The organism is Actinocorallia sp. A-T 12471 (genome assembly GCF_033875155.1).
GTDB lineage: Bacteria > Actinomycetota > Actinomycetes > Streptosporangiales > Streptosporangiaceae > Actinocorallia.
Genome location: NZ_JAWZTE010000018.1, coordinates 12639 through 38595, shown reverse-complemented (window position 1 = coordinate 38595; position 25957 = coordinate 12639). Strand labels below are relative to the sequence as shown.

Below are 25957 nucleotides of genomic sequence, written 5' to 3'. Positions count from 1 at the left end.
GAGAGCACCCATGGGCGGATACCACGGACCCGACCAGCACCACGCCGCGCCGAAGCAGGGCCGTCCCATGCGGCTCGGCATCGGCGGACCCGTCGGCAGCGGCAAGACCGCGCTGACCGCCGCGCTGTGCAAGGTGCTCAAGGACGAACTCAACCTCGCCGTCGTCACCAACGACATCTACACCACCGAGGACGCCGACTTCCTGCGCCGCAACGCGGTCCTCGACGACGAGCGCATCATGGCCGTCCGGACCGGCTGCTGCCCGCACACCGCGATCCGCGACGACATCTCCGCCAACCTCGACGCCGTCGAGGACCTCGAGGAGCGGCACACCGGCCTCGAACTCGTCATCGTGGAGAGCGGCGGCGACAACCTCACCGCGACCTTCAGCCAGGGCCTGGTGGACAAGCAGATCTTCGTGCTCGACGTCTCGGGCGGCGACAAGGTCCCGCGCAAGGGCGGCCCCGGCGTCACCACGAGCGACCTTCTGGTCATCAACAAGACCGATCTGGCCCCGCTCGTCGGCGCTGACCTCGGCGTCATGGACCGCGACTCCGCGCAGGTCCGCGAGGGCCGTCCCGTCGTCTTCAGCTCGATCCGCGAGGAACCCGACGTCCCCAAGATCGCCGACTGGGTCCGCACCTCGGTCCACGACTTCCTCCACCACTGACGCTCCGGCACGCGCGTCGGGTGCGCGGGAGACCGGCTTCGCCGGTAAGGAACACGGGGAAAGGGGGAGGTCATGGGGCGCGGGTATGTGGCGCACGCGGCGGTCACGGCGGAGGCCGGACCGGACGGGCGGACCAGGCTCACCCGCCTGCGCTCGGACGGCCCGATCGCGCTGCGCGAGACGCCCGACGGGGTGTACCTCGTGGGCGCGGCGGCCGGGCCGCTCGGAGGCGACAGGCTGCGGCTCGACATCGAGGTCGGCGCGGGCGCGTCGCTGACGATCCGGTCGGTGGCGACTGCGCTCGCGATGCCGGGTGACGGCGAGTCCGTCTACACCATCGACGCCCGCGTCGACGGCCACCTCGACTTCGCCCCCGAGCCGACCGTCGCCGTCCGGGGGTGCCGCCACCGGGCCGTCACCCGAATCGACCTGGGCCCCTCGGCGACCCTCCGCTGGCTCGAGGAACTCGTCCTCGGCCGCCACAACGAGCCCCCCGGTCTGCACACCAGCCGCATCGACATCACCCGCTCCGGTCACCCCCTCCTCCGCCACGAACTCCGCGCCGACCCCACCTCCCGCAGCCGAGCCATCCTCGCCGACGCCAAAGCCATCGGCTCCCTAATCCGCACCGAAACCTCCACCCCCCACACCCAACCCGGCCTCGCCATCCTCCCCCTCTCCTCCGGCGGCACCCTCGCCAACGCCCACGCCCCCAACACCCCCACCCTCCGCCACCTCCTCCAAACCGCCGAAACCCTAATCCCCTAACCCTCTCCCCTACGCGGGCTTCAGCGGCCCGGCCCTAGCGGGGTGTGGTAGAGGCCGAGGGGGGCGGGTGGGGGGAGGGGGGTGGTGGGGAGGTGGAAGGCGGTGAGGAGGAGGGTGGTGAGGCGGCGGGAGGCGGCGAGGGCGGCTTCGGGGGTGGGGGCGGTGATGCCGCCGTTGGCCATGATGAGGAGGGTGAGGTCGGTGCGGTCGAAGTCGGGGTGGAGGTCGCCGGAGTCCTTGGCGCGCTGGGCGACGAGCGCGAACACCCGCTCGGCCCGCACGCGTTCGCGCTCGTAGTCGACGGCGTCGGGGAACTCGCTCAGGAACGCCGCGGTGAAGCCCCGGTCCACGACCTGCGCGGCGCAGATCTTCTCGACGGCGCTGACGAACCCGTGCCACGGGTCGGGGTCGGCGAGCGCGTCGTCAATCGCTTGGACGCACACGCCGAGCTGGTCGGAGAACACCTCGACGACGAGGTCCGCGCGGGTCGGGAACCGCCGGTACAGCGTCGCCACGCCGACCCCGGCGCGCCGCGCGATCGTCGCCATCGGCACGTCGAGGCCCCGCTCCGCGAACAGTTCCCGCGCGGCCGCGACCACCCGTCGCCGGTTCTCCCGCGCGTCCGCCCGCAATCCCCCTTCTTCTGTCGAATCGCCCGCGACGGGCTGGGCGGAGTGGGTTATCCGAGAAGGTCCGGCGCTCATTCTTCTCACCTTAGCCGAAGTGGACGGGTTCATCCGGTTAGCCATCTAGGGTGACATTGGGTGATGCGACCTAAGGAAACCGCTGTTCGTACCCCTTGGCGACCCCCGGAGGGTGATGACTATGAGTGAGATGCAGGCGTTGATGTTCGACCGGTACGGGCCGCCGGACGTGCTCTACGCGGGCCGCGTCAAGCGTCCTTCGGCCGACCGGAAGCACGTGCTCGTGCGGGTCAGGGCGGTGAGCGTCAACGGCGGGGAGCTGCCGCTGCGCGCGGGCCGCCTCAAACCCTTCAGCGAGACGCTGCTGCGCGGCTGGCCGAAGCGGCTCGGCCTCGACTTCGCGGGCGAGGTCGCGGAGCTCGCGGAACCCGTCGCGGGGCTCGAGGTCGGCACCCCCGTGTGGGGGGTGATGCCGCGCAACCAGGGGTTCGGCAGCGCCGCCGAGTACATCGCCGCGCCGCCGTCGTGCCTGTCGCGCGCGCCGGCCGGGCTCGGGCACGTCGAAGCCGCCGCGCTGCCCGTCGGCACCACGGCGATCACCGCGCTGCGCGACAAGGCGCGGCTGCGGGCCGGCGAGCGGCTGCTCGTGCGGGGCGGGGCCGGGGGCGTCGGCAACGTCGCGGTGCAGCTCGGCAAGGCGTACGGCGCGCACGTCACGGCCCTGGCGGGCGGCGCGAACCTCGACCTCGTGCGCTCGCTCGGCGCCGACGTCGCCCTCGACTACACGACGGTCTCCCCCGCCGACCTCGGCCCGTTCGACGTCGTCCTCGACACCGTCGGCACCGACCTTCCGGCATGGCACCGCACCCTCGGCCGCTCCGGCCGCATGGTCACGATCGCGTTCGACCTCGCCAGACCGTTCACCTCCCTCGCATCGATCGCACTGTCCGTCCGGCACGGCTCCCGCCGCATCCGCTTCTTCTCCGGCAACCCCAAAACCGACCTCCTGGACGACCTCACCCGCCTCGTCGAATCCGGCGACCTGCGCCCCGTCGTCGACACAGTCCACCCCCTCGCCGACGCCGCCAACGCCCACCGCGCCCTAGAAGCCGGCGGCACCCGAGGCAAACACATCATCACCCTCCCCTAACCACCCCAAGGTCGTCGCCCGACAGCCCGCACCACGGCTCAAGGGCCGCCGCTCACCGCTCCAGGAGGTCGAACCTGAAAACCCCCCGCCGATCCTCCCGCCACACCAGAACAGTCCACTCGCCGTCGAAGCGCTTGGCCAGGACGGGCAGGTCCGACTCCTCGAGCCCCTCGAATGCTGGAAGGCGCTCCGGCCTGTACCACCCGTCCTTACCGGCGACCCCCACGACGTCCCCGGCCCCCTCGGCAAGCCGAACTTCCACGTAGGACGTGGGCTCTGCGCTTTCGCAGGACGAATACCCCCTGATCTTCCGCACTCCCACCCCGGCCAGCCCGACGACTTCCTGGGCCCTCTCCTTCAGGAACACCACGTCACGTTCCACCATCTCCTCACAAGCCGGCCCCGCCTTCCCCAACCACTCCACCGAACACCCAGCAGTCCCCACCACAACCAACATCGCCCACACCCCTACCCCGCCACCCCGCACCCAAACCCCTCCTTCATCACCACCGAACCCACATAGAACCGACAAACCCCCACCCCCGCAACCCCAGACGGACCTGCGAACGACGAACGGCGCAGTCCGGGCGCGCGGTTCTAAGTGCGGTGGGGTCTCTTCTCCAGTGGGAGGTCAAGGACGAGGACGTCGAAGGTCGGTGCGCCGGGCCACGACGGTCGCAACGCCGTCACCTTCCGGGCGCCCCAGCTCTCGTAGGCCGCGTACGCGTGCGTCGGGTTGGCCGGGTCCACCAGCCAGGTCGCCCGCCGCTCGGGCCTGCCGCGCAGCAGCTCGAACAGGAGGGCGTAGCCGACGCCGCGTCCCGTCCAGGCCCCGCGCACCATGATCTCGCTTAGTGCGAACGTTCGCGTCCCGTCCTCGACCGCGAAGCCTGGCTCCGCCTCTCCCAGCGGGCGGCCGCGCCCGGGCAAGCTCAGGGCCGCGTGCCTGGGCTTCGGCCGCTTGTTGTTCGCCGGGGGGGTTAGGGGGTTTGGAGGGTGGTGGTGAGGGTGTCGAAGCGGGTGGTGAAGGACTCGTCGGTGGTGGTGGCGCGGAGGGGGGTCAGGCGGGTTAGGGCTCGGCGGGAGGAAGCGCCGTTCTCGAAGGCGGGGATGAGTTCGACGGCCTTGTCGAGGGCGGCTGCGGTGTCGCCCATGCGGTGCAGGGAGTGCGCCACCATCGCGCGGTAGTAGACGCGGCTTCGGTCGTAGAGCTTGCCCTTCGGCAGCTGGGCGAGGACGGCGGTGTAGGACTTCAGGGCCTCTGCGGGCTTTCCGAGGTCAAGGAAGGACGCGGCCTCGAATCCGGTGATCTCGGCCGGGGTGACGAACTCGAGAACGCGGGATTCGTCGTCGTCGTGGTGCTCGTCGAGCGATCGGCGGGCCGCGCTTATCGTCAGGCGTGCGGTCGCGGCGTCGCCGAGCAGGGCGGCGGCGGGGGCCTTGCGCATCTCGATGAGCGCGTGGAGTCGCGCGCAGTTCCGCTCATACCGGATGGCGGCCGTGGCGCGGTCGAGCAGCCGGAGCGCCTCGCGCGCGGGGCCCGGGCGGCCCGTCGTCCGGCCGAGGTGGGTCGAGTGCAACGCCATCGACGCGTAGGCCAGCGCGACGAGCGCGGGATCACCGGACGTCTCGGCGAGGAGCACGCTCTCGCTGAAGAGGGTGCGCGCGACTGCCTGGACATCGGCGTCATAGGCGACAAAACCGGCGATGACCCCGGTTTGGGCGCACAACCCGAGGAGCTCACGGCCCACCCGGTCGGTGTGGTCGGCCGCGTCGAGCGTCGCCCTCGCCCGCTGGAAGAGCGCGACTCCATGCCGGACCAGGCCCGTACCCCCCGAGGCCCGGTCCTGGGTGCGCAACGCGTCAAGCGATGCCTGGAGCAGGCGCAGGTGCGCGTCGGTCACCCGCTCGGGCGGGCGCGCACCCGTCGCGGGCAGCGCGAACCCGGCGGACGCGAGCATTGTCCGTTCCGCGAACGTCCTGCGGTCGATGACGCCGTCGTCCACACCCGCTCCCTGAGGCGCGTCGGCCGCCGCGACGGCGTCGGGATCACCCAGGAAGAGCGGTGCCAGGGCCTCCCGGGGCATGCCCACCGCGTCGGCGAACGCCAGGAGTTCGCGCAGGTCGTAGAGCGTGTCGCGCTCGCCGCGTTCGACCCGCCCCACCTTCGTCTGCGTCCACCCGGGCACAAGGTCCGCGAGTTCCTGCTGACTCATCCCCGTCCGAGCCCGCAGCCGCACCACAACCGCGGCGAGGTCGGGGCCGGGCCGGGTGACAGAGGGAGTCGAGGCGCTTAGGGTGGTGTTCGGGGAATGCAGCTGCGGGAGGGAGGCGATTGTGAGCACGGTTCCTGGTGTGCCGTCGCCTGCGCGTCGGCACGATCCCGAGCATCCGTTGAGGACGATCAGGGAGATCAGGGATTCGCTGCCGGAGGGGCAGCGACGGCACTTCGACGCGGATCTCGCGGACACCGACCTCGACGCTCTGCCCTCGGTGCTCCAACGCTGGGCCGCTCTGGGAAATGACGGGTTCCTGGATCTTCTCCTCACTCAGCCGTTCGAGGGCCTTGAGTTCGGTGAACGTTCCTACGACGACGACGCGAGCGGCGAGTGATCTACCTGCTCGACACGAACGTGGTCACCGAGCTCACGACCCGGCCTCGGCCGTCCCCCTCAGTCGTCGCCTGGGCCAAGTCCGTCCCCGCCCCCGACCTCTGTCTGAGTGTCATCACGGTCGCCGAGATCGAGCTTGGCATCGCCGCAGCCGCCGACCCCGACCGGCGGGCCGGATACCGGCGGATCCTCGACGGCATCCGGCACGAATACGCCGAGCGCATCGCCCCGATCGGCGAGCGGGAGTCCGTCGCCTATCTGGAGATCCACAAGCGGCTGAAGCGCACCGGAACCACCATTGACCCGCCGGACGCGCTCATCGCCGCCACAGCCCTCGCCAACGGCTGGACCCTGGCGACGCGCAATGTCAAGCATCTCGCCCGCACGACGGCTCTCGTGGTCAACCCCTGGGATCACGAGCCCTGAGCGGGATGGTCGCCCCGCACAGCCGGACCGCGACCGGCTCGCCAGAGGTCGGGAGGCGAGTTCGCGGCGCCGGGCGAGGTCGGCGCGGCCCTGGGCAGCGGCTGGAGTTGTTTCAGGTGGGGCGGCGGTGGGGCGGGTGGGTGGGGTTGGGGTCTGGTTTGGTGTTGGGTGTTCGGGTGGCCTGGGTGTTGGGTGTGTGGGTTTGTGGGTGGGCGGGGGTCAGTGGCAGAGGCGGGTGTGCCAGACCAGGGCGCTGGTGTCGGTCAGGGATGCGATCTGGTCGACGACGACGCGGCGGCGTGCGGCCGCGTCGGCGGCGTCGGCGTACGCCCAGCGGTAGAGCGGGTCGAGGGTGTCGGGCGCGCCGGCCGCGACGGCCTCGGCAAGCTCGGCGATCACCTCGCGCTGCCGCGCCCGGTTGGCCTCGTAGCTGATCCACACGTAGTGCGCGGTGACGGCCTTCAGCAACGACACCTCCTGACGGATGTGCCGCGGCACGATCAGATCGGCCTCGTAACGGGTGAGCGGGCCCGGCCCGTAGGCCGCGCGGGTGGCGTCCTCGGCCGCGAGGCAGAACCTGCCGATCAGCCAGCTGGTCAGGTTCTTCAGCGCCGCGTACGCCGACGCGGTGTGGTCGATCTCGCGCGGCCAGAACGGCTGGGCGAGCAGCACGGTGAACCGCTCCTCGAGCTCCGGCGCGTCCCCCTCGGTCCCGTACATCTTCGCCGCGACCCCCGCGACGTCCTTGCGCAGGACGGGATCGGCCAGCATCCCCAGGTGCACCGACTCCGTGACGAGCGCGTCCTCAAGATCATGGACGGAGTACGCGACATCATCCGACCAGTCCATCACCTGCGCCTCGAAGCAGCTCCGCCCCTCGGGAGCCTCGGAACGCACCCACAGCGCCACCTCAAGGTCGTCGTCGTAAACGCCGTACTTGGTGGGGTTGTCCCGACGCCGCCACGGATACTTCATGGTCGCGTCAAGGGACGCGCGCGTCAGGTTGAGCCCGACGCTGCGCCCGTCGGCGGCGAACGACTTGTGCTCGAGGCGCGTCAGCAGCCGCAGGCTCTGCGCGTTGCCCTCGAACCCGCCGCACGCCGAGGCGAAGACGTCGAGGGCCTTCTCGCCGTTGTGGCCGAACGGCGGGTGGCCGAGGTCGTGCGCGAGGCACGCGGTCTCCACGAGGTCGGGGTCGCAGCCGAGCGACTTGCCGAGTTCCCGCCCGACCTGGCCGCACTCCAGGGAGTGGGTGAGGCGGGTGCGCTGGAAGTCGTTGGAGCCGGGGTCGCCCACCTGGGTCTTGGACGACAGCCGCCGCAGCGCCGCGCTGTGCAGGACCCTGGCACGGTCGCGCTCGAAGGCCGTGCGGTCGCGGCGTTTGGGCACCTCGGGGGCCCAGCGCTCGATGTCGGAGGAGGTGTAGCCGTTCATCCACCGAGGATAGTGCGCGCGGGTGACGCCTCCGTGACTTTCAGGTCTTGGCGCGACTACGGCCCAGCAACACGTAGTAGAGGTAGCCGCCCGTCTCGCGGACGATGGAGTGCAGCTGGGTGTCCCGGCTGAGCACGCTCGGCCCGCTGCGCGTCGGCGACGAGGCCGCCTTGATGCCGTTCTCCGACGCCATCTTCTTCGAGCGCAGGCTGTGCCAGGGGTCGGTGACGACCACGCCGGACTTCCAGCCGTTCTCCTTGTACTCCTCCCCCACCGCGACCATGCTCTGCAGCGTGTCGCGGCCCCGTTCCACCGCGACGACGTCGTCGCCGGGGACGCCGAGCCCGATCAGGAAGTCGCGTCCGGCGGCGGCCTCGGTGACGCGGTCGCCGGTCTGCTTGCCGCCGACGGTGACGATCCGGGGCGCGACGCCGTCCTCGTAGAGCTCGAACGCGTGCCTGAGCCGGAACTCGAGGTACGGGGAGGGCTTGCCGTCGTACTGCGCCGCGCCGAGCACGATGATCGCGTCGGACTTGGGCCTGTGGTCCTGCCGCGCCTCGTACCAGACCCGCCACCCGACGACGAGCGGGGTCAGCACGCACACCGATATCACCACGAACAGGACCCTGCCCGTCCAGACCAGAAAACGCGGCCTGCGCCGCCTGCGCCGGGGCGCCCGCTCCCGCTCGTCCTCGTCCTGTTCCACCGGTGTCATCGCGTCCGCGTCCATCGCCATCGTGGCACTCACACTATGTGAGACGGCGACGGAGATCAGCGGGTTCGGCCCGGTGCCTTTCTTCGGAAAGGCACCGGGCGGTATTCATCCGGGCCCGGAACACGGGCGCTTGAGAGGCCCCGGCTTCGCCGGGGCGCACCCGTGTTCCGGGCAGTATTCACCCGGGGCCCGGGTCAGCGGCTGTCGCTGCCCGCGGTCTCGACCGCGGCGCGGCCTGCCTCGAGGCGGGCGACGGGGACGCGGAACGGCGAGCACGACACGTAGTCCAGCCCGACCTCGTGGAAGAAGTGGACGGACTCGGGGTCGCCGCCGTGCTCGCCGCAGACGCCGAGCTTGATGCCGGGACGGGTCTTGCGGCCCTCCTCCACGGCGATCCGCACGAGCCTGCCGACGCCGTCGCGGTCGAGCGTCTCGAACGGCGACACGCCGAAGATGCCCAGGTCGAGGTAGCGGCTGAAGAACGACGCCTCGACGTCGTCGCGGGAGAAGCCCCACGTCGTCTGGGTGAGGTCGTTGGTGCCGAAGGAGAAGAACTCCGCGCCCTCGGCGATCTGCCCCGCGGTGAGGGCGGCGCGCGGCAGCTCGATCATGGTCCCGATCAGCGCCTCGACACCCCCGCCGACCTCGGCCAGGACGCCCTCGGCCTCCTCGCGGGCGTGCTCCAGCTCCTGGATGGACCCGACGAGCGGGATCATGATCTCCGGCTTCGGGGAACCCCCCTCGGCGAGGCGCTGCGCGGCAGCTTCAGCGATCGCCCGCACCTGCATCGCGAAAAGGCCAGGAATCACCAAACCCAGCCTCACACCTCGCAGACCGAGCATAGGGTTCTGTTCGTGGAGGCGGTGGACGGCCTCCAGAAGCCTGCGGTCCTTCTCGGAAGCGTCGGCGCCGGCAAGTGCCACCTTCACCGACAGCTCAGTCAGATCCGGGAGGAACTCGTGCAGCGGCGGGTCTATGAGCCGGATCGTGACCGGGAGCCCGTCCATCTCCTTGAGGATGCCGTGGAAGTCCTCGCGCTGGAGCGGGGCGAGCGCGTCGAGGGCGGCGGTGCGCTCGGCGTCGGAGGTGGCGAGGATCAGGTCCTCCACCAGCTGCCTGCGCTCGCCGAGGAACATGTGCTCGGTGCGGCACAGGCCGATGCCCTGCGCGCCGAAGCGGCGGGCGCGGGCGGAGTCCTCGGGGTTGTCGGCGTTGGCCCGGACGGCGAGGCGGCGCACGGAGTCGGCGTGGGTCATGATCCGGTGCACGGACTGGACGAGTTCGTCGCCGTCGGAGGGGGACAGTTCGCCCTCGAAGTACTGGACGACCGGGGAGTCGCTGACGGGCACCTCGCCGAGGTAGACCGCGCCGGACGTGCCGTCGATGGAGATGACGTCGCCCTCGGTGACGACGGCGTCGCCGACCCGCATCACCCGGCTCTTGACGTCGACGTCGAGTTCCTCCGCGCCGCAGACGCAGGTCTTGCCCATGCCGCGGGCGACGACGGCGGCGTGGGAGGTCTTGCCGCCGCGCGAGGTGAGGATGCCCTGGGCGGCGATCATGCCGGTGAGGTCGTCGGGGGTGGTCTCGCGACGGACGAGGATGACCTTCTCGCCGCGCGCGGCGGCCTCGACGGCGGCCTCGGAGGAGAAGACCGCCTTGCCGACGGCCGCGCCCGGGGAGGCGTTCATGCCCTTGGCGATCTGGGTCTTGGGGGCGTTGGCGTCGAAGCGGGGGAACATCAGCTGGGCGAGCTGGTCGCCGTTGACGCGGTGGACCGCCTCGTCGAGGTCGATGAGGCCCTGGTCGGCGAGCTGGCAGGCGATGCGGAACGCCGCGGCGGCGGTCCGCTTGCCTACTCGGGTCTGCAGCATCCACAGTTTGCCGCGCTCCACCGTGAACTCGATGTCGCACAGGTCGAGGTAGTGGTTCTCCAGCTTCTCCATGATCGCGAGAAGCTCGTCGTAGACGTCCTTGTTGATGCGCCCGAGTTCGGCGAGCGGGACGGTGTTGCGGATGCCCGCGACGACGTCCTCACCCTGGGCGTTCTGGAGGTAGTCGCCGTAGACGCCCTGCTGGCCGCTGGCGGGGTCGCGGGTGAAGGCCACGCCGGTGCCCGAGTCCATGCCGAGGTTGCCGAACACCATCGAGCAGACGTTGACGGCGGTGCCCAGGTCGGCGGGGATGCGCTCCTGGCGGCGGTAGAGGATGGCGCGGTCGGAGTTCCACGAGTCGAAGACCGCCTTGATGGCCAGGTCCATCTGCTCGCGGGGGTCGCCGGGGAAGTCGCGTCCGGTGTGCTCGCGGACGATGCCCTTGAACCGCTCGACGACCTTGCGGAAGTCGTCGGCGTCGAGGTCGAGGTCGTCGGTGGTGCCCTTGGCGTGCTTGGCCTCTTCCAGGGCCTCTTCAAAAAGGTCGCCTTCGACGCCGAGCACCGTCTTGCCGAACATCTGGATGAGACGCCGGTAGGAGTCCCAGGCGAAACGGTCGTTTCCGCCGGCCTGCTTGGCGAGGCCCTGGACGGATTCGTCGTTCAAACCGATGTTGAGGACCGTGTCCATCATGCCGGGCATGGAGAACTTCGCGCCGGACCGCACGCTGACCAGCAGCGGGTCGTCGGCCTGGCCGAGCCGCTTGCCCATGGACTCCTCCAGGGCGGTCAGCTTGGCGGTGATCTCAGCGCCCAGGCCGTCGGGGGTCTTGCCCTCGGCCAGGTAGTGCCGGCATGCCTCCGTGGTGATGGTGAACCCCGGAGGCACCGGAAGACCCAGGTTTGTCATTTCGGAAAGATTTGCACCTTTTCCGCCCAGGAGATCTTTCAGATCTTTGTTGCCCTCGGTGAAGTCGTACACGAACTTCGGCACGGCCAGCTCCTTCCACCCTTTGGGGGGGAACTGTACCGGTTGCCCAGTTCAGGCCCCTTCACCCCATTCTCCCAGAGGGCAAATCGCCTGGTCAGAGGGGGTGCCGTGGTCTAAGCCAATCGTCTTGTTCCAGAAACTTTGCGTTCTTTTCACACTGGATTGGAGCGTGCCCACCCGTGAAAACCGGGGAAGCAGAGTACGAGGGAGGTGAGGCCGTGCGACGTCGTGGGGCCCTGGGACCCGGCAGCGAACCGTTCGCGCCCATCGCGGACTTCGGGTTCCTGTCGGACTGTGAGACGACCGCGCTGATAGCGCCGAGCGGCAACGTGGAATGGCTCTGCCTTCCCAAGATCGACTCGCCAAGCGTGTTCGGCTCGATCCTGGACCGTGACGCCGGATACTTCCGCATCGCACCGGCAGGGGTGGAGGTCCCCGCCGCCCAGCGCTACATCCCGGGCACCATGGTCATGGAGACCACATGGTGGACCCGCGGGGGCTGGCTCGTCGTCACCGACGCCCTGCTCATGGGGCCCTGGCACCATGAGGACGAGCGCTCGGAGTCGCACCGCCGAGCCCCCACCGACTACGACGCCGACCATGTGCTGCTGCGCAAGGTCAAGTGCGTCAACGGCAACGTGCAGGTCCGCATGGACTGCATGCCGGTGTTCGAGTACGGCCGCACCCCGGCCCGCTGGAGCTACACCGGCGACGCCTACCAGGCGGCCGTGGCCGTCGGGGGCGGGCTCAACCTGCACCTGACGACCGACATGAACGTCGGGTTCGAGGGCTCGCTGGCCACCAGCCGCACCCTCCTCAAGGAGGGCGAGTCACGGTACGTGGCGCTGTCGTGGAGCACCCACGGCGCGCCGAAGAACCTCGCCGAGGCCGAGGACCGCCTGCGGTGGACCATCCACCACTGGCAGCACTGGCTCGACCGGGGGGACTTTCCCGACCATCCCTGGAGGTCGTTTCTCCAGCGGAGCGCCCTGACCCTGAAGGGCCTCACCTACGCGCCGACCGGCGCGGTGGCCGCGGCGGCGACGACCTCGCTGCCCGAGGCCCCCGGCGGGGACCGCAACTGGGACTACCGGTACACGTGGATCCGCGACAGCACGATGACGCTGTGGGCCTTCTACACCCTGGGCTACGACTGGGAAGCCAACGACTTCTTCCACTTCATCACCGACGTGGCCGAGGAGTCCGACGGACGCCTCCAGATCATGTACGGGGTGGACGGAAGGTCGGAGCTGCCCGAGTCCGAGCTCGACCACCTGTCGGGCTACGACAACGCCAAGCCCGTCAGGATCGGCAACGGGGCCTACACGCAGGCGCAGCACGACGTGTGGGGCGCGATCATCGGGTCGATCTACCTGTTCGTCCGCAAGCGCGACAGGTTGGACGACAGGCTGTGGAAGATCGTCGTCACCCAGGTCGAGGAGGCGCTGCAGCACTGGCGTGAGCCGGACTGCGGCATGTGGGAGGTGCGCGGCGCGCCGCAGCACTTCACCTCGTCCAAGGTGTTCTGCTGGCTCGCCGCACAGCGCGGCGCGCAGCTCGCGCGGCTGCGCGGCGCGGACGAGCACGAGCGCGCCGAGCGCTGGCAGCGCGCGGCCGACGAGATCCGCGACGACGTGCTGGCCAACGCGGTCGACCAGCGCGGCGTGTTCACCGCGCACTACGGCGCGAAGGCGCTTGATGCGTCGGTGCTGCTGATCCCGCTGGTGGGCTTCCTGCCGCCGGACGACAAGCGGGTCCGCGAGACGGTCCTGGCGATCGCCGACGAGCTCACCGAGGACGACCTCGTCCTGCGGTACCGCACCGACGAGACCGACGACGGGTTCGTGTCCGAGGAGGGCACGTTCACGATCTGCTCGTTCTGGCTGGTGTCGGCCCTGGTGATGATCGGCGAGACCGAGAGCGCCAGGACGCTGTGCCAGAAGCTGCTGAGCTACGCCTCGCACCTTCAGCTGTACGCCGAGGAGATCGACCCGCACACGGGCCGCCACCTCGGCAACTTCCCTCAGGCGTTCACGCACCTCGCCCTGATCAACGCGGTGATGCAGGTCATCGGCGCGGATCGCGGCCAGCGCCTGTATCCGTTCAGTTAGAACGGGATCGTCCCGGGACGGTGGCTCACGAGGCCGCCGTCCTGTGGTGGCGGTTCCGCCTCCGCCCACCCGACATGGGCGGAGACGGACCCGCTGACACCCAGCCTAATCCGGCGCGGCCCGGCAGACCGGGCGAACCGGCCACGCGCCTTCGTCCTTCTCAGGACGCGCCGCAGTCCGGGCAGGTGCCGAAGATCTCGATCGTGTGGGTCATGTCGGTGAAGCCGTGTTCGGCGGCGAGCGCGTCGGCCCACTTCTCGACCGCGGGTCCGGCGACCTCGATGGTCTTCCCGCAGGAGCGGCACACCAGGTGGTGGTGGTGCTCGACGCTGGAGCAGGCCCGGTAGACGGCCTCGCCGTCGGCGGTGCGCAGCACGTCGACCTCGCCGGACTCCGACAGCGCCTGGAGCGCGCGGTAGACCGTGGTCAGGCCGATCTTGGAACCTTCCGCGCGCAGGACCGCGTAGATGTCCTGGGCGCTCCGGAAGCCCTCGTTCCCTGCCAGGGCGCGGCGGACGGCGTCGCGTCTGGCGGTCGTCATGGAACCTCCTCTAGCGCGGTATCTCGCTCAGACTCTAGCGGGCCGTCGGCGGCGCGCGCCGCGCGGCGTCGGGCGAGCGGGCCGAGCGCGGCCGACGCCGCGAACAGCGCGAGCGCGGTGACGACGATGGCCGGGCCAGGTGAGATGTTCACCTCCCCCACGCTGAACTGGTAGGACGCGGTGAGCCCGCCGAGCGCGGCGACGACGCCGTAGACCATGGCGAGCGCGGCGGTCGCCTTGAACCCGCGGGTGAGCTGCTGTGCGGCGGCGACGGGCACCACCATCAGCGCGCTGACCAGCAGCAGCCCGACGACGCGCATGGCGACGACGATGGTGAGCGCGGCGACGACCGCGAGCAGGATGCTGAGGAACCGCACCCGCACGCCGGACGCCCTGGCCATCTCCTCGTCCTGGCACAGCAGGAACAGCTCACGTCCGAACACCGCGAGCACGACGAGGACGGCGACGACGAGGCCGCCGATGACGTACAGGTCGTCGGACGAGACGCTGCTGATCGAGCCGAACAGGTAGGACAGCAGGTTCGAGGTGCTGCCGCCGGGCGCGAAGTTCGTCACCAGGACGCCCCCGGCCAGGCCGCCGTAGAACAGCAGCGCGAGGGCGAGGTCGCCGCCGGTCCTGCCGGAGGAGCGCATGACCTCGATGAGGACCGCGCCGAGCACGGAGACCACGATCGCGCCGAGCAGCGGCGAGGTGCTGGTGACCAGGCCGAGGGCGACGCCGGTGAGGGCGATGTGGCCGATGCCGTCGCCGAGCAGCGAAAGCCGCCGCTGCACGATGAACGTGCCGACGGCGGGCGCGGCGAGGCCGATGAGCAGCGCGGCGAGCAGCGCGCGCTGCATGAAGTCGTAGGCGAGCACCTGTCTATCCTTCTCGGCTCGGTCAGTCCTTCTTGGCGGGGAATCCCGCGTGCCACAGCGACGGAGCCGCCTCGGCGGGGCCCTCGTGCGGGTGGACGTGGTCGTGGCCCGGCTCGGCGCAGTCGCCGGACGGCTCGGGCGCGGCCCCGACGTGCACGACCGCGCCGTGCTCCAGCACGACGCTGCGGGTGATCAGCCCGGCGAGCGGGCCGAGCTCGTGCAGGACGAGGAGCACGGTGACGCCGTCGGCGGCGAGCCCGGTCAGCGTCTTGGCAAGGGCCTCCTGGCTGGCGGCGTCGACCCCGGCGAGCGGCTCGTCCATGATGATCACGTCGGGCTCGCCGGCCAGCGCGCGGGCGATGAGGACGCGTTGCTGCTGGCCGCCGGAAAGGCCGGCCGCGCTGCGCTTGGCGAGATGGGCGACGCCGACGGCCTCCATCGCGTCGTGCACGGCCTTGCGGTCGGCCGCCGACGTCGGCCGCCAGCGCGAGCGGCGTGCGATCCGCCCGGAGGAGACGATCTCCCGGACGGTCACCGGCACGCCGCCGCCGACGCTGAGCCGCTGCGGCACATAGCCGATCCTGCCCCAGTCGCGAAAGCGCCTTGCGCCGAAGACCTCGCGGTCGCCTCCGCTCAGCGGTACGAGTCCCAGAAGCGCGCGCACGAGCGTGGACTTGCCTGAGCCGTTGGGTCCCATGAGGGCGACGACCTCGCCCGGCATGATCTCCAGGTCGATCCCGTGCAGGATCTCGCGGCCGTCGAGGCGGACCCGTCCGCCGTTGAGCCGGAAGACCGGGGTCGGCCCGTCCTGCGGGGTCATGGTCGCCCTCCTCGTCGTCTCGTGGGCCTTCGGCCTGCTCAGGAGCACGACAGCGCCGTCCTGAGGGTGGCGAGGTTCGCGCGCTGGAGCGACATGTAGTCGTCGGACGAGCCCTGCGCGACGCCCTCGACGGGGTCGAGCACCGCGGTCTTCACGCCCGCGGAGTCGGCGAGGGTCTGCGCGACCTTCGGGCTGGCCAGGGTCTCGGTGAACACCGTGGTGACCCCGTTCGACTTGACCAGCTCGACCAGTTCGGCGAGCCGGCGCGGCGAGGGCTCGGCCTCGGGGTCGAGACCGGACACGCCCACCTGCTTCAGGTCATAGCGGTCGGCGAGGTAGGAGAACGCGGTGTGGCCGGTGACGATCGTCCGATTCTCGCAGGTGGCCAGGCCGTCCTTGAACTCGCCGTCCAGGGCGGTCAGCTCGTCGGCGGTCGTCTTCGCGGCCGCCTTGTAGTCGGCGGCGTTGGCGGGGTCGGCCTTGGCCAGGCGCTCGCCGAGCGCGGTGGCGACGGTCGCCATCCGGCTCGGGTCGGTCCAGAAGTGCGGGTCGTGCTCGCCCTCGTGGCCGTGTTCTTCCGCACCCTCGGGCTCGTCGGCGTGCTCGTCCTCATGCTCGTCCTCGTGGGCGTGGCCGTCGGACGGGAGCAGGTCGACGAGGGTCGCCGCGTCGAGCGCGCGGTCGGCGGCGTGCTGGGCGACGGCGTCGTCGACGGCGGGCTGGAGGTCGCCGACGTACAGCGTGAGATCGGTCTCGCTCAGCGCGCCGATCTGGCGGGGCGACAGCTCGAGGTCGTGCGGCTCGACGCCGGGCGAGGTGAGGGTGGTGACCGTCACGTGCGCGCCGCCGACGCGTTCGGCGAGCCATGCCATGGGATAGAAGGAGGCGGTGACCTCGGTCTTGTCTCCGCCGCCGGCGCCCGCGTCGGAACCGCCGCAGGCCGCGGTGGCAAGGAGCATTCCGGACAGAACCACTGATGTCAGAAGGGGGCGCTTCATGCCCCCATCATGCGGAAAATGAAAACGATTGTCAAAACCGGGTGATATCGCCCAGTGCGAAGGCGAGCAGCAGGAGCACCGCCGCGACCCGCAGGACCCGCCCCGGCCACGGCAGGCCCGGCCACGAAAGATAGGCGAACCAGGCGAGGAACAGCGCGAGCGCCGTCATCGCCAGCGCCCCCACCCAGCTGTGCACGAACAGCCCGACGAGCATCAGCACCGCCACCACGAGCGGCAGCGCCCACGGCGGCAGCCGGTGCAGGAACACGACTGTCGTCGCGCTGTGCCGTTCCACAAGATCTCGCAGGCCCATACCGCCCAGGGTGCCAGGATGTCGGGATGATCGCGATCACCAGGTACCGCGTCCCCGACGACGCCGACTTCACCGCGCGCATGGCCCCCGTCCTCGACGCCCTCGCGGCATGCCCCGGCTACGTCGGCGGCGACCTCGGCCGCTGCGTCGACGACCCCGAGCTGTGGGCGCTGGTCACCAGGTGGGAGGGCGCGGGCTACTACCGCCGCGCGCTCGGCGCGGTCCGCATGGCCTTCATCCCCCTGTCCGCGCTGGCGGTGGACGAGCCCGGCGCCTACGAAGTGATCAAGACCGGGTAAGGGCTGGCCACGCCGGGTTTGCCCCGGCTCCCGCCCGGTGATCAAGAGCGAGATCCGCTTGGGGGGAAAGCACATGCGCAGAGCCGTCATCCTTGCCGTCGGAGGGGTCACCGCGGTCTCCGGGGTGCTCGGGGTCACCGCGATGACCCCCGGCCCGGACGCGACAGCGCTCCCGGACGCCCCCGCCCGCACCGTCGAGTACGGGGGCCTGCGGATCACCGTGCCGAAGGGCTGGCCCGTCTACCGGCTCGACGGCGACCAGCGCCGCTGCGTCAGGTTCGACGAGCACGCCGTCTACCTCGGCACGCCGAGCAAGGAGCCGGACTGCCCGGCCCGGGTCGTCGGCAGGACCGAGGCGATCCACGTCACCGCGCTGCCCGCCGCCGAACGCGTCAAGCCCGATCCGCGACGGCGGTCGGCGCGGGTGGCGCTCAGCGCGCTCAAGGTCGCCGAGAGCGCCGACCACCAGATGACGCTCGACCTGCCGCGCTCGGGCGTCCGCGTCACCGGGGTGTACGGCGCGGACCGCGAGCTCCTGGAACGCACCCTGCGCACCGCGACGTCGGGGCCGGGCTCGCCGCCCGAACCCGAGGAGGAGACGGAAGAGGAGATCGAGCGCACGCCGCGCGCCTGGCACGAGGGGCCGGGCTTCGACACCTGCACCGCGCCCGCGCAGCGCACGATGCGCGCCTGGCGCGAGGCGTACTCGATCGCCAACATCTACATCGGCGGGGCCGCGCGCGGCTGCGCCCAGCCAAGGCTCACCAAGGCGTGGGTGAAGAACGTCAGGGCCATGGGCTACCGGCTGATCCCCACCTACGTGGGCCCGCAGGCGCCCTGCTCGAAGTTCCGCGCGCGCTTCGGCAAGGACGACGCCGCCGACAAGGGCGTGCTCAACGCCGACGACGCCGTCGCCAAGGCGCGCGCGCTCGGCATCCCGAAGGGCCAGCCGCTGTACTTCGACATCGAGGCGTACAACCGCAACGACAAGGGCTGCCGCAAGGCGGTCCTGACCTTCCTGCACGCCTGGACCGAACGGCTGCACGAGCTCGGCTACAAGTCGGGCGTCTACAGCAGCGTGTCTTCCGGGATCAAGGACGTCGCCGAGGCCGAGCGCGTCGGCGGGGAGGACTTCACCAGGCCCGACGCGATCTGGTTCGCCCGCTGGGACGGCCGCAAGCGCGTGCACGGCCTGTCGTACCTGCCCGACGACCTGTGGCACCCGCACCGGCGGATCAAGCAGTACCGGGGCGGGCACGCCGAGAAGCACGGCGGGATCAAGCTGCACGTGGACAGCAACATGGTCGACGGGCTGGTCTACTGAGCGTCACAACCCGCAGGGTTAATCGACCTTGCGTCCTACCCCGGTGCCCTAGACTCAAAACCGTCAATTACCGGGGTTCCTTGCTGGAGACATACTCATGGCCCGCCGTTCCGATGTGATGGAAAAGATCGTCTCGCTCTCCCAGAAGAGAGGCATCGTCTTCCCTTCGAGCGAGATCTACGGCGGACTGCGCGCCTCCTGGGACTACGGCCCGCTGGGCGTGGAGCTGAAGAACAACGTCAAGCGCCAGTGGTGGAAGTCGATGGTGCAGGGCCGCGACGACGTCGTCGGCCTCGACTCCTGTGTGATCCTCAACCGTGAGGTGTGGGAGGCCAGCGGCCACGTCGAGACCTTCACCGACCCGCTGACCGAGTGCCAGAACTGCCACAAGCGGTACCGCGCCGACCACCTTGAGGAGGCGTACGAGGAGAAGCACGGCCGCCCGCCCGCGAACGGCCTCGCCGACCTCACCTGTGTGAACTGCGGCACCAAGGGCGCGTTCACCCAGCCCAAGCAGTTCAGCGGCCTGCTCAAGACCTACCTCGGCCCGGTCGAGGACGCCTCCGGCCTCGCCTACCTGCGCCCGGAGACCGCGCAGGGCATCTTCATCAACTACAAGAACGTGGAGCAGGCGGCCCGCCGCAAGGTCCCGTTCGGCATCGGCCAGATCGGCAAGTCGTTCCGCAACGAGATCACGCCGGGCAACTTCATCTTCCGCACCCGTGAGTTCGAGCAGATGGAGATGGAGTTCTTCGTCCAGCCGGGCACCGACGAGGAGTGGCACCAGTACTGGATCGACACCCGGATGGCCTGGTACCGGGACCTCGGCATCCGCGAGGAGAACCTGCGGTTCTACGAGCACGCCAAGGAGAAGCTGAGCCACTACTCCAAGCGGACCGTGGACATCGAGTACCGGTTCGGCTTCCAGGGCTCGGAGTGGGGCGAGCTCGAGGGCATCGCCAACCGCACGGACTTCGACCTGAACGCGCACTCCAAGGCGTCGGGCAAGGAGCTGAACTTCTTCGACCAGGCCACCGGTGAGCGTTACACGCCGTTCGTGATCGAGCCCGCGGCGGGCGTCGACCGGGCGATGCTGACGTTCCTCATGGACGCCTACACCGAGGACGAGGCCCCCAACGCCAAGGGCAAGATGGAGACCCGCACGTCGCTGCGGCTCGACCCGCGCCTCGCGCCGGTCAAGGTCGCGGTGCTGCCGCTGTCGCGCAACGCCGACCTGTCCCCCAAGGCCCGTGACCTCGCCGCGAGCCTGCGCAAGCACTGGAACGTCGAGTTCGACGACGCGGGCGCGATCGGCCGCCGCTACCGCCGCCAGGACGAGATCGGCACCCCCTTCTGCATCACCGTCGACTTCGACACCCTCGAAGACCACGCGGTCACCGTCCGCGAACGCGACAGCATGAAGCAGGAGCGCATCGCCCTCGACCGCGTCGAGCCCTTCCTCGCCGCCCAACTAATCGGCTGCTGACCAAAACCCCAAACCCCAAAAACCTAACCGGGCAGTCCCTTCGGGACTGCCCGGTTAGCTTTGCGCCCGCCCCCCTCTGGGTCCCCTTGAGTCTTCCGCCCTACCCCGCAACCGCAGCCGGGCAGTCCCTTCGGGACTGCCCGGCTTGCTTTGCGCCCGGCCCTCGGGACCGCCCGGTTGGAGTCCGCCCGGCCCTTCGGGGCTGCCCGGTTGGCGTCTGCCCGGCCCTTCGGGACTGCCCAGTTTGCTTTGCGCCCGGCCCTCGGGACTGCCCGGCTGACGTCCGCCCGGCCCTCGGGACCGCCCGGTTGGCGTCCGCCCGGCCTTCGGGACTGCCCGGTTGGCGTCCGCCCGGCTTTTGGGGCTGCTCGGTTGGGTTTGTGTTCCTTGGGGTCAGGGGGGTGGGAGGAGGGAATCTATGAGGAGGTGCCAGGCGGTGGACAGGGCTTCGATTTCGGCGGGGGTTGGGGAGTCGGCGTTTTCGCCGGCGGAAACGTAGAGGAAGGTCGGGCCCTCCAGGGCTGCGGTGAGCTGGAGGACCAGGGCGTCGAGGATGGCGGCCGGGAGGTCGGTGCGGGCCAGGAGCATGCGCAGGTGGGGGTGGGTGATCGACGCGCCGCCCATGGGGACGGGGCGGGCGCCGTGCAGGGTGGCGCGAGCGATCACGTGGTGTTCGTAGAGGTAGCTCATGCGGGCGCGGCCGTAGGCGATGATCCGGTCGCGCGGCGGCGCGCCCGGGCCCAGCGGGGGCGGGCCTGACAGAACGCGCTGCTGGAAGCGGCGCTCGTCCTCGTCGAGCAGGGCGGTGAAGATCCCCGCGCGGGTGCCGAAGCGCCGGAAGACCGTGCCCTTGCCGAGCCCGGAGCGCTCGGCGAGGGCGTCCATGGTCACCTTCTCGGTCCCGTGCTCGGCGATCATCTCGCGCGCGGTCCGGAGCAGGTGTTCGCGGTTGCGCGCGGCGTCCGCGCGCTCGGCGCGCGGCTTTCCGAAGGGGACGTCCTGGGCCACGGGTCCAATCTACCCATACAACCGGGGTAGAGTCCGTTTAACGCTAAGCGGGGTAACGTCCGCTTAGCCCGAGCGAAGGAAAGCCAATGAACCTGTTCCGCCTGGACGCCAGCATCTTCCCCGCGAACTCCGCGAGCAGCGAGATCGCCGACCGGGTCGAGGCCGAGTGGGCGGCCGCCCACCCCGGCGGCACGATCGTCCGCCGCCACCTGGGCACCGACCCGCTGCCCGCCGACGCCTGGGCGCTCGCCACCCTCGGCGGCTTCGCCGGTGAGGCCGACCGGACCCCCGAGCAGAGCGCCGCGCTCGCCCTCGCCGCCGAGCTGGCCGCCGAACTCGAGGCGGCCGACGCCGTGGTCCTCGCCGTCCCCTTCTACAACTTCGGCGTCGCCCAGCAGTTCAAGATCTGGACCGACCTGGTCATCGCCGCCGCGGGCCCCGGCGCGGCACTGCTCAAGGGCACCCCGACCGTGCTTGCCACCACACTGGGCGGCGGCTACGGGCCCGGCACCCCGCGCGACGGCTGGGACCACTCGACCCCCTACCTCGAGCGCATCCTCGGCGACCTCTGGCAGGCCGACCTGACCGTCATCAAGCGCGAGCTCACCCTCGCCGCCACCAACCCCGAGATGGAGCCGCTGCGGGGCCTCGCCGCCGAGCGGCACGCGCTCGCCCTCGACGCCGCCCGCGAGGCGGGCCGCGCCCTCGCCGGGAACTGAATGCCGGGAACTGAATGTTGACGCGCGAAAGCCCCGGCCTGGGCAGGCCGGGGCTTTCGCGTCGGAGGGTCCGAGCCGCTGGAACGCCGGAGGGTAGATCGGAACGTTCCAGGGCGAGTCTTCAGATCAGGAGCCGAAGGGCTTCCAGGCGCCCTTGGTGCCGGCGCCCTTGCCCCACTCGAGGACCTCGACCTTGACGCCCTTCAGGTGGCCGGCGCTGACGCCCGCGTTGTACTTGCTGGACGGCTTGCCGCCGTCGTACAGGTACCGGAAGGTGTAGGTGTCGAGGTCGAGCATGATGCCGCGGTGCGACGGCTCGCCCGGGCCGCGGTCGCCGACGAACCCGACGACGGAGCGGTCGTTGTAGGTGACCTTGACCTTGGTCATGAGCGGCCAGGACGGGGAGGCGAACAGGCCCTTCTGCATCGGCTTGCCGGACGCGGGAGCGCCGGTGTCGCCGTTGATGCCGGAGCCGTCGTCCCAGAAGTAGGAGGCGGTGGTGGTGCCGGCCCACAGGGCCTTGGCGGCCTTCTCCTGCTTCTCCTTCTTGGCCTCGTCGGCCTTCTTGGAGTCGGCCTTCTTGGAGTCGGACTGAGTGGGGGAGGCGCTCTTCGTCGCGACCGCCGCGGCCTTCGTCGGGGCGGCGGACTCGTCTGCGTTGGCGACGACGCCGGTGGTGACGGCCGCGAGGGCCAGGACGCCGGTCAGGGACAGGGTAAGGGCGCGCTTCGACAAGATCGTTCCTTTGATCGGGTGACAGGGCTCAGCCCGGGGCGCGGCGGGATCTGATCGGGATCTCCGGGGCCGTCGGCTCCGCATCGGGAGTCCGGGCTGTCGCGTCGTCCGCGCCTCAGGCGCTCGACGTACGCTTGCTGCGGGCTGAAAGCCGCTTTGTCTGACCAAGACCCGGGTCTGGTTTGCCCGTTCTTGTCTTGATAACGGTGAGTTAACCATATCCGTCAAGCGTGCGTCAAATGCCGGGTTCGCTAGAGTATGCGGGAGGGCGCGAAACCCCATATCTCCAAGGGATAACGAGATTGGCGCTAGCATTCCGATCATGGCTACGATCCGCACCGCGAACGCCCACTGGGAAGGCCCGCTCATCGGCGGGCAGGGCACCGTGTCCCTCGACTCCTCAGGCGTCGGCGAGTTCCCCGTCAACTGGCCGTCGCGCGCCGAAGCGCCCGACGGGCGCACCAGCCCCGAGGAGCTGATCGCCGCGGCCCACTCGACCTGCTTCTCCATGGCCCTGTCCCATGGCCTGGCCCAGGCCGGGAGCCCTCCGCAGACCGTCGACACCCGCGCCGACGTCACCTTCCAGCCGGGCGAGGGGATCACCGGAATCCACCTGAGCGTCCGGGCCTCGGTGCCCGGCCTCAGCCCCGAGCAGTTCGCGACCGCGGCCGAGGCGGCGAAGGCCGACTGCCCCGTCAGCAGGGCGCTTTCCGGCACGAAGATCACCCTTGACGCCGAACTCGTCTGATCCATCGGCGCCACCCGGCGAAAGGTAAAGAAAAGGCCGCCTCCGGATCTTCCGGAGGCGGCTTACTCTGTTTCTTGACTCTTTACCTTTTCGACGGTCAGGTGGGCAGCTTGAAGGAGATCGGGGTGGAAGTCCGGATGCTGCACGTGACCCGGTTGCCGTCGGTGCTCCAGTCGAGCGTCAGCGGGAAGTAGGCGAGGACGCCGAAGTTCGGGTCCTGCTTCTCCAGCTTCTTGACCGCGCTCGGGTGCCCGTCCATCCACTTGAGCGCCTTCTGCTCACACCGGTCGACGATCGCCTGGTCGCCGGGGAACGCGCCGGACATCGAGATCGACGTGATCACCTGGGCGTTGTGCGGGTTCGCGCACGGCAGCGCCTTGATCTGGTTGACGGTCTGGCTCGTGGCGGTGCCGTCGGCGGGCGGCGGCGCGTTCTGGTCGTCGTTGAAGCAGTCGCCGACCTTGAGGTCCCAGGGCCGCAGCGTGCCCTCCTGGACGATCTCGTTGTTGACGTCGTCGCGCTCGGCGGAGTCGAGGAAGTCGGGCAGGAAGTTCACCGCCGCGACGACGCCGATCACCACGAGGCCGCCCACCGAGCCCACGATCTTCCTGAGCACCTTGCCCCCGCGCGACGGCGGCGGGGTCGAGCCGGGCGGCGCGGCGAACGGGTTGCCCGGCTGCGCGCCAGGGAACGGCGGCGGCGTGCCGGGACCGCCCTGGAAGGGCGCCTGGCCCGCCGGAGCGCCCTGCCAGGCGGGCTGCTGGCCCGGCTGGGCGTAGGGGTCGCCGTAGGGCTGCGGCTGCTGCGCGGGCTGCCCGTACGGCTGATAGGGCTGGTTCTGGCCCCCGTAGGGGGGCTGCGGCTGGTTCGGAGCCCCGGGGCCGGGGGGACCAGAAGGGGGGAAGCTCATGACGGGGCACCTTATCGGCAACGTCCGACACTTCCGACCTTGTTTTCCCAGAGTGGAACTCACGTCCCAAGCCGCACAAGACAGGCCGGTCAAGACGGGCCGCACAAGAGGGGGCCCGGACAAGACGGAGGGGGCACCGGTCGCGCGCCGTGAGAACGGTGCCCCCCACTGAGGAAAATACTACACCATTCAGGTAGTAATTACAGGGTTAGGTTCCGCGCCCCCGTAACGGCGGTCCCGGCTGGCGTAGACCTCGCAGGCGTACCAGAAGTGACGGCGGTCGAAGTCCGGCCAGAGGGTGTCCATGAAGACCATCTCGGCGTACGCGGACTGCCAGGCAAGGAAGTTGGACGTGCGCTGCTCCCCCGACGGGCGCAGGAACAGGTCGACGTCCGGGACCGACGGCTGGTACAGGTACTTCGCGACGGTCTTCTCGGTGATCTTGTCCGGGTTGAGCTTCCCGGCCTTGACGTCGCGGCCCATCGCGGCCATCGCGTCGGCGAGCTCGGCGCGGCCGCCGTAGTTGACGCAGAACTGGAGGGTGAGCACGTCGTTGTCGACGGTGATCTCCTCGGCCGTCTCCAGCTCGCTGATCACCGAACGCCACAGCTTGGGCTTGCGGCCCGCCCACACCACCCGGACGCCCATCTCGTTCAGCTGGTCGCGGCGGCGGCGCAGCACGTCGCGGTTGAAGCCCATGAGGAAGCGGACCTCCTCGGGCGAGCGCCGCCAGTTCTCGGTGGAGAAGGCATAGGCCGACAGATACGGGACGCCGAGCTCGATCGCGCCCTCGACCACGTCGAACAGGGAGTACTCGCCCTGCTTGTGGCCCTCGGTGCGGGCGAGGCCGCGCTCCTTGGCCCAGCGGCCGTTCCCGTCCATGACGATCGCCACATGCCTGGGGATCAGCTCCTTGGGCAGTTCCGGCGGCTTAGCTCCGCTCGGGTGCGGGTCCGGTGCGCGGAACCTCAACTGACTTGCTCCTCTCGACATGGCGCAGCGATCTGATGCCGTGTTCCAGATGCCACTGCAGGTAGGCGGCCACAAGGCCGCTGCACTCTACCCGGTGGCGATCATCGCTGGCGTCGGCGGCTTCCCACGCGCCGCGCAGCAGCGCGATCATGAGTCCGAAGGTCTCCGGGGTGGGCGTCGCCGATCCGGGCACCCGGCAGACGAGGCACAGCGCGCCTCCCGCCGGGATGGAGAAGCCGCGGATGCCCGCCCGGCCGCCGCAGCGCGCGCACTCATCCAGCGCGGGGGCCCATCCGGCGACCGACAGGGACCGCAGCAGGAAGGCGTCGAGGACGAGCCGGGCGTCATGGGTCTGGTCGCCGAGCGTGCGCAGGCCGCCGACGAGCAGCAGGAACTGCCGCAGCGACGGCTCGCGCTCCTCGGCGGTGAGCTTCTCGGCGGCCTCCAGCATCGCCACGCCCGCGGTGTAGCGGGGGTAGTCCGCGACGAGCCGCTCGCCATAGGGCCTGATCGTCTCGGCCTGGGAGATCAGGTCGAGCGAGCGCCGCTCGTACAGCTGGAGGTCGACATGGGTGAACGGCTCGAGCCGCGCGCCGAACTTCGACCGGGTCTTGCGCACCCCCTTGGCGACCGCCCTGATCCGGCCGGTCCTGCGGGTGAGGACTGTGACGATCCGGTCGGCCTCCCCCAGTTTCTGGGTGCGCAGCACAATGCCCTCATCGCGGTAGATGGTCACATCGCCCATTGTCCCGCATGGTCCACCGTGAATCGGGCGCGCCCGCGACGTCCCGGTGATCATCCGAACACGGAAG

28 protein-coding genes are annotated in these 25957 nt (G+C 70.3%); 11 read left to right on the top strand and 17 right to left on the bottom strand.

Translation table 11 applies throughout. The annotated features are described in order from the left end of the window. Nucleotides 1-10 precede the first annotated feature (10 nt). Together ureG and R9X44_RS33220 are read left to right on the top strand one after the other, a co-directional pair. On the top strand, nucleotides 11-670 hold the full coding sequence (gene ureG, locus R9X44_RS33225) for an urease accessory protein UreG (protein WP_319818335.1): 660 nt from the start codon (nucleotides 11-13) through the stop codon (nucleotides 668-670). Nucleotides 671-742: 72 nt separating this feature from the next. Continuing rightward, nucleotides 743-1438, top strand: coding sequence for an urease accessory protein UreD (locus R9X44_RS33220; protein WP_319818334.1), 696 nt, complete (start codon nucleotides 743-745; stop codon nucleotides 1436-1438). 20 nt (nucleotides 1439-1458) lie between these two features. Here the strand turns inward: R9X44_RS33220 and R9X44_RS33215 are convergent, their stop codons facing one another. After that, nucleotides 1459-2070 carry a helix-turn-helix domain-containing protein gene (locus R9X44_RS33215; RefSeq protein WP_319818333.1) on the bottom strand — a complete coding sequence of 204 codons (612 nt, stop codon included), beginning with the start codon at nucleotides 2068-2070 and terminating at the stop codon, nucleotides 1459-1461. A 193-nt stretch (nucleotides 2071-2263) separates the two neighbouring features. On the opposite strand from R9X44_RS33215, the gene R9X44_RS33210 reads away from it, so the two are divergent. Further along, nucleotides 2264-3232, top strand: coding sequence for an NAD(P)-dependent alcohol dehydrogenase (locus tag R9X44_RS33210; RefSeq protein WP_319818332.1), 969 nt, complete (start codon nucleotides 2264-2266; stop codon nucleotides 3230-3232). A 52-nt stretch (nucleotides 3233-3284) separates the two neighbouring features. On the opposite strand, the gene R9X44_RS33205 is transcribed toward R9X44_RS33210, so the two are convergent. From R9X44_RS33205 to R9X44_RS33195, 3 genes are all read right to left on the bottom strand, one after another. Then, on the bottom strand, nucleotides 3285-3617 hold the full coding sequence (locus tag R9X44_RS33205) for a hypothetical protein (protein WP_319818331.1): 333 nt from the start codon (nucleotides 3615-3617) through the stop codon (nucleotides 3285-3287). Between the two features lie 212 nt (nucleotides 3618-3829). Then, nucleotides 3830-4075, bottom strand: coding sequence for a hypothetical protein (locus tag R9X44_RS33200; protein ID WP_319818330.1), 246 nt, complete (start codon nucleotides 4073-4075; stop codon nucleotides 3830-3832). 137 nt (nucleotides 4076-4212) lie between these two features. After that, complete coding sequence (locus tag R9X44_RS33195) at nucleotides 4213-5475, bottom strand: helix-turn-helix transcriptional regulator (RefSeq protein ID WP_319818402.1); 1263 nt, start codon at nucleotides 5473-5475, stop codon at nucleotides 4213-4215. 94 nt (nucleotides 5476-5569) lie between these two features. On the opposite strand from R9X44_RS33195, the gene R9X44_RS33190 reads away from it, so the two are divergent. Together R9X44_RS33190 and R9X44_RS33185 are read left to right on the top strand one after the other, a co-directional pair. Further along, nucleotides 5570-5845, top strand: coding sequence for a hypothetical protein (locus R9X44_RS33190; RefSeq protein ID WP_319818329.1), 276 nt, complete (start codon nucleotides 5570-5572; stop codon nucleotides 5843-5845). Then, nucleotides 5842-6270: a type II toxin-antitoxin system VapC family toxin gene (locus R9X44_RS33185; RefSeq protein ID WP_319818328.1), complete on the top strand. Its 429-nt coding sequence runs from the start codon at nucleotides 5842-5844 to the stop codon at nucleotides 6268-6270. Before R9X44_RS33190 ends, R9X44_RS33185 begins: the two co-directional genes overlap by 4 nt. Nucleotides 6271-6489: 219 nt before the next feature. Here R9X44_RS33185 and R9X44_RS33180 read toward each other — a convergent pair whose 3' ends face one another. The 3 genes from R9X44_RS33180 to ppdK all read right to left on the bottom strand — a co-directional run bounded on the left by R9X44_RS33180 (nucleotide 6490) and on the right by ppdK (nucleotide 11286). Then, a complete protein-coding gene (locus R9X44_RS33180) occupies nucleotides 6490-7704 on the bottom strand; it encodes a deoxyguanosinetriphosphate triphosphohydrolase (protein WP_319818327.1) in 1215 nt (404 codons plus the stop codon). A 40-nt stretch (nucleotides 7705-7744) separates the two neighbouring features. Beyond that, nucleotides 7745-8419 (bottom strand): YdcF family protein, encoded by a 675-nt coding sequence (locus R9X44_RS33175; protein WP_319818326.1) that lies wholly within the window; start codon nucleotides 8417-8419, stop codon nucleotides 7745-7747. A 194-nt stretch (nucleotides 8420-8613) separates the two neighbouring features. After that, complete coding sequence (gene ppdK / locus R9X44_RS33170; protein WP_319818325.1) at nucleotides 8614-11286, bottom strand: pyruvate, phosphate dikinase; 2673 nt, start codon at nucleotides 11284-11286, stop codon at nucleotides 8614-8616. A 215-nt stretch (nucleotides 11287-11501) separates the two neighbouring features. On the opposite strand from ppdK, the gene R9X44_RS33165 reads away from it, so the two are divergent. Beyond that, nucleotides 11502-13394 (top strand): glycoside hydrolase family 15 protein, encoded by a 1893-nt coding sequence (locus R9X44_RS33165; protein WP_319818324.1) that lies wholly within the window; start codon nucleotides 11502-11504, stop codon nucleotides 13392-13394. 160 nt (nucleotides 13395-13554) lie between these two features. On the opposite strand, the gene R9X44_RS33160 is transcribed toward R9X44_RS33165, so the two are convergent. The 5 genes from R9X44_RS33160 to R9X44_RS33140 are packed head-to-tail and all read right to left on the bottom strand — an operon-like array spanning nucleotide 13555 to nucleotide 16944. Beyond that, entirely contained in the window at nucleotides 13555-13935 is a 381-nt protein-coding gene (locus R9X44_RS33160) for a transcriptional repressor (protein ID WP_319818323.1), read from the bottom strand. Then, nucleotides 13932-14795: a metal ABC transporter permease gene (locus R9X44_RS33155; protein WP_319818401.1), complete on the bottom strand. Its 864-nt coding sequence runs from the start codon at nucleotides 14793-14795 to the stop codon at nucleotides 13932-13934. Before R9X44_RS33155 ends, R9X44_RS33160 begins: the two co-directional genes overlap by 4 nt. Nucleotides 14796-14835: 40 nt before the next feature. Continuing rightward, nucleotides 14836-15633: an ABC transporter ATP-binding protein gene (locus R9X44_RS33150; protein ID WP_319818322.1), complete on the bottom strand. Its 798-nt coding sequence runs from the start codon at nucleotides 15631-15633 to the stop codon at nucleotides 14836-14838. A gap of 38 nt (nucleotides 15634-15671) precedes the next feature. Next, the gene (locus R9X44_RS33145; protein WP_319818321.1) at nucleotides 15672-16631 is read right to left on the bottom strand and encodes a metal ABC transporter substrate-binding protein; all 960 of its coding nucleotides are present in this window, start codon (nucleotides 16629-16631) and stop codon (nucleotides 15672-15674) included. Between the two features lie 31 nt (nucleotides 16632-16662). Continuing rightward, on the bottom strand, nucleotides 16663-16944 hold the full coding sequence (locus R9X44_RS33140; RefSeq protein WP_319818320.1) for a DUF6703 family protein: 282 nt from the start codon (nucleotides 16942-16944) through the stop codon (nucleotides 16663-16665). A gap of 26 nt (nucleotides 16945-16970) precedes the next feature. On the opposite strand from R9X44_RS33140, the gene R9X44_RS33135 reads away from it, so the two are divergent. The 3 genes from R9X44_RS33135 to R9X44_RS33125 all read left to right on the top strand — a co-directional run bounded on the left by R9X44_RS33135 (nucleotide 16971) and on the right by R9X44_RS33125 (nucleotide 20053). After that, nucleotides 16971-17243, top strand: coding sequence for an antibiotic biosynthesis monooxygenase (locus R9X44_RS33135; RefSeq protein WP_319818319.1), 273 nt, complete (start codon nucleotides 16971-16973; stop codon nucleotides 17241-17243). Between the two features lie 73 nt (nucleotides 17244-17316). Continuing rightward, on the top strand, nucleotides 17317-18567 hold the full coding sequence (locus tag R9X44_RS33130; protein ID WP_319818318.1) for a DUF1906 domain-containing protein: 1251 nt from the start codon (nucleotides 17317-17319) through the stop codon (nucleotides 18565-18567). 118 nt (nucleotides 18568-18685) lie between these two features. Further along, the gene (locus R9X44_RS33125; protein ID WP_413775003.1) at nucleotides 18686-20053 is read left to right on the top strand and encodes a glycine--tRNA ligase; all 1368 of its coding nucleotides are present in this window, start codon (nucleotides 18686-18688) and stop codon (nucleotides 20051-20053) included. A 393-nt stretch (nucleotides 20054-20446) separates the two neighbouring features. Here the strand turns inward: R9X44_RS33125 and R9X44_RS33120 are convergent, their stop codons facing one another. After that, a complete protein-coding gene (locus R9X44_RS33120; RefSeq protein WP_319818316.1) occupies nucleotides 20447-21061 on the bottom strand; it encodes a helix-turn-helix domain-containing protein in 615 nt (204 codons plus the stop codon). Nucleotides 21062-21147: 86 nt separating this feature from the next. On the opposite strand from R9X44_RS33120, the gene R9X44_RS33115 reads away from it, so the two are divergent. Then, on the top strand, nucleotides 21148-21780 hold the full coding sequence (locus R9X44_RS33115) for an NAD(P)H-dependent oxidoreductase (RefSeq protein ID WP_319818315.1): 633 nt from the start codon (nucleotides 21148-21150) through the stop codon (nucleotides 21778-21780). 126 nt (nucleotides 21781-21906) lie between these two features. On the opposite strand, the gene R9X44_RS33110 is transcribed toward R9X44_RS33115, so the two are convergent. Continuing rightward, complete coding sequence (locus R9X44_RS33110; RefSeq protein ID WP_319818314.1) at nucleotides 21907-22515, bottom strand: hypothetical protein; 609 nt, start codon at nucleotides 22513-22515, stop codon at nucleotides 21907-21909. Nucleotides 22516-22837: 322 nt separating this feature from the next. Between R9X44_RS33110 and R9X44_RS33105 the strand changes: the two genes are divergently transcribed. Then, nucleotides 22838-23263 carry an OsmC family protein gene (locus R9X44_RS33105; RefSeq protein ID WP_319818313.1) on the top strand — a complete coding sequence of 142 codons (426 nt, stop codon included), beginning with the start codon at nucleotides 22838-22840 and terminating at the stop codon, nucleotides 23261-23263. Nucleotides 23264-23360: 97 nt separating this feature from the next. Here the strand turns inward: R9X44_RS33105 and R9X44_RS33100 are convergent, their stop codons facing one another. The 3 genes from R9X44_RS33100 to recO all read right to left on the bottom strand — a co-directional run bounded on the left by R9X44_RS33100 (nucleotide 23361) and on the right by recO (nucleotide 25881). Further along, nucleotides 23361-24173, bottom strand: a complete 813-nt coding sequence (locus tag R9X44_RS33100) for a hypothetical protein (protein WP_319818312.1) — start codon at nucleotides 24171-24173, stop codon at nucleotides 23361-23363. 189 nt (nucleotides 24174-24362) lie between these two features. Beyond that, complete coding sequence (locus tag R9X44_RS33095; protein WP_319818311.1) at nucleotides 24363-25145, bottom strand: isoprenyl transferase; 783 nt, start codon at nucleotides 25143-25145, stop codon at nucleotides 24363-24365. Next, nucleotides 25105-25881, bottom strand: a complete 777-nt coding sequence (recO, locus tag R9X44_RS33090) for a DNA repair protein RecO (RefSeq protein ID WP_319818400.1) — start codon at nucleotides 25879-25881, stop codon at nucleotides 25105-25107. The genes R9X44_RS33095 and recO overlap by 41 nt, the downstream gene beginning before the upstream one ends. Between the last annotated feature and the right edge of the window lie 76 nt (nucleotides 25882-25957).

What these genes read in the sequence shown, in the direction of transcription:
- ureG (WP_319818335.1), top strand. Translation starts at nt 11, where the DNA reads ATGGGCGGATACCACGGACCCGACCAGCACCACGCCGCGCCGAAGCAG.
- R9X44_RS33220 (WP_319818334.1), top strand. Translation starts at nt 743, where the DNA reads ATGGGGCGCGGGTATGTGGCGCACGCGGCGGTCACGGCGGAGGCCGGA.
- R9X44_RS33210 (WP_319818332.1), top strand. Translation starts at nt 2,264, where the DNA reads ATGAGTGAGATGCAGGCGTTGATGTTCGACCGGTACGGGCCGCCGGAC.
- R9X44_RS33205 (WP_319818331.1), bottom strand. Translation starts at nt 3,617, where the DNA reads ATGGTGGAACGTGACGTGGTGTTCCTGAAGGAGAGGGCCCAGGAAGTC.
- R9X44_RS33200 (WP_319818330.1), bottom strand. Translation starts at nt 4,075, where the DNA reads ATGGTGCGCGGGGCCTGGACGGGACGCGGCGTCGGCTACGCCCTCCTG.
- R9X44_RS33180 (WP_319818327.1), bottom strand. Translation starts at nt 7,704, where the DNA reads ATGAACGGCTACACCTCCTCCGACATCGAGCGCTGGGCCCCCGAGGTG.
- R9X44_RS33175 (WP_319818326.1), bottom strand. Translation starts at nt 8,419, where the DNA reads ATGACACCGGTGGAACAGGACGAGGACGAGCGGGAGCGGGCGCCCCGG.
- R9X44_RS33160 (WP_319818323.1), bottom strand. Translation starts at nt 13,935, where the DNA reads ATGACGACCGCCAGACGCGACGCCGTCCGCCGCGCCCTGGCAGGGAAC.
- R9X44_RS33155 (WP_319818401.1), bottom strand. Translation starts at nt 14,795, where the DNA reads ATGCAGCGCGCGCTGCTCGCCGCGCTGCTCATCGGCCTCGCCGCGCCC.
- R9X44_RS33150 (WP_319818322.1), bottom strand. Translation starts at nt 15,633, where the DNA reads ATGACCCCGCAGGACGGGCCGACCCCGGTCTTCCGGCTCAACGGCGGA.
- R9X44_RS33145 (WP_319818321.1), bottom strand. Translation starts at nt 16,631, where the DNA reads ATGAAGCGCCCCCTTCTGACATCAGTGGTTCTGTCCGGAATGCTCCTT.
- R9X44_RS33140 (WP_319818320.1), bottom strand. Translation starts at nt 16,944, where the DNA reads ATGGGCCTGCGAGATCTTGTGGAACGGCACAGCGCGACGACAGTCGTG.
- R9X44_RS33135 (WP_319818319.1), top strand. Translation starts at nt 16,971, where the DNA reads ATGATCGCGATCACCAGGTACCGCGTCCCCGACGACGCCGACTTCACC.
- R9X44_RS33130 (WP_319818318.1), top strand. Translation starts at nt 17,317, where the DNA reads ATGCGCAGAGCCGTCATCCTTGCCGTCGGAGGGGTCACCGCGGTCTCC.
- R9X44_RS33125 (WP_413775003.1), top strand. Translation starts at nt 18,686, where the DNA reads ATGGAAAAGATCGTCTCGCTCTCCCAGAAGAGAGGCATCGTCTTCCCT.
- R9X44_RS33115 (WP_319818315.1), top strand. Translation starts at nt 21,148, where the DNA reads ATGAACCTGTTCCGCCTGGACGCCAGCATCTTCCCCGCGAACTCCGCG.
- R9X44_RS33105 (WP_319818313.1), top strand. Translation starts at nt 22,838, where the DNA reads ATGGCTACGATCCGCACCGCGAACGCCCACTGGGAAGGCCCGCTCATC.
- R9X44_RS33100 (WP_319818312.1), bottom strand. Translation starts at nt 24,173, where the DNA reads ATGAGCTTCCCCCCTTCTGGTCCCCCCGGCCCCGGGGCTCCGAACCAG.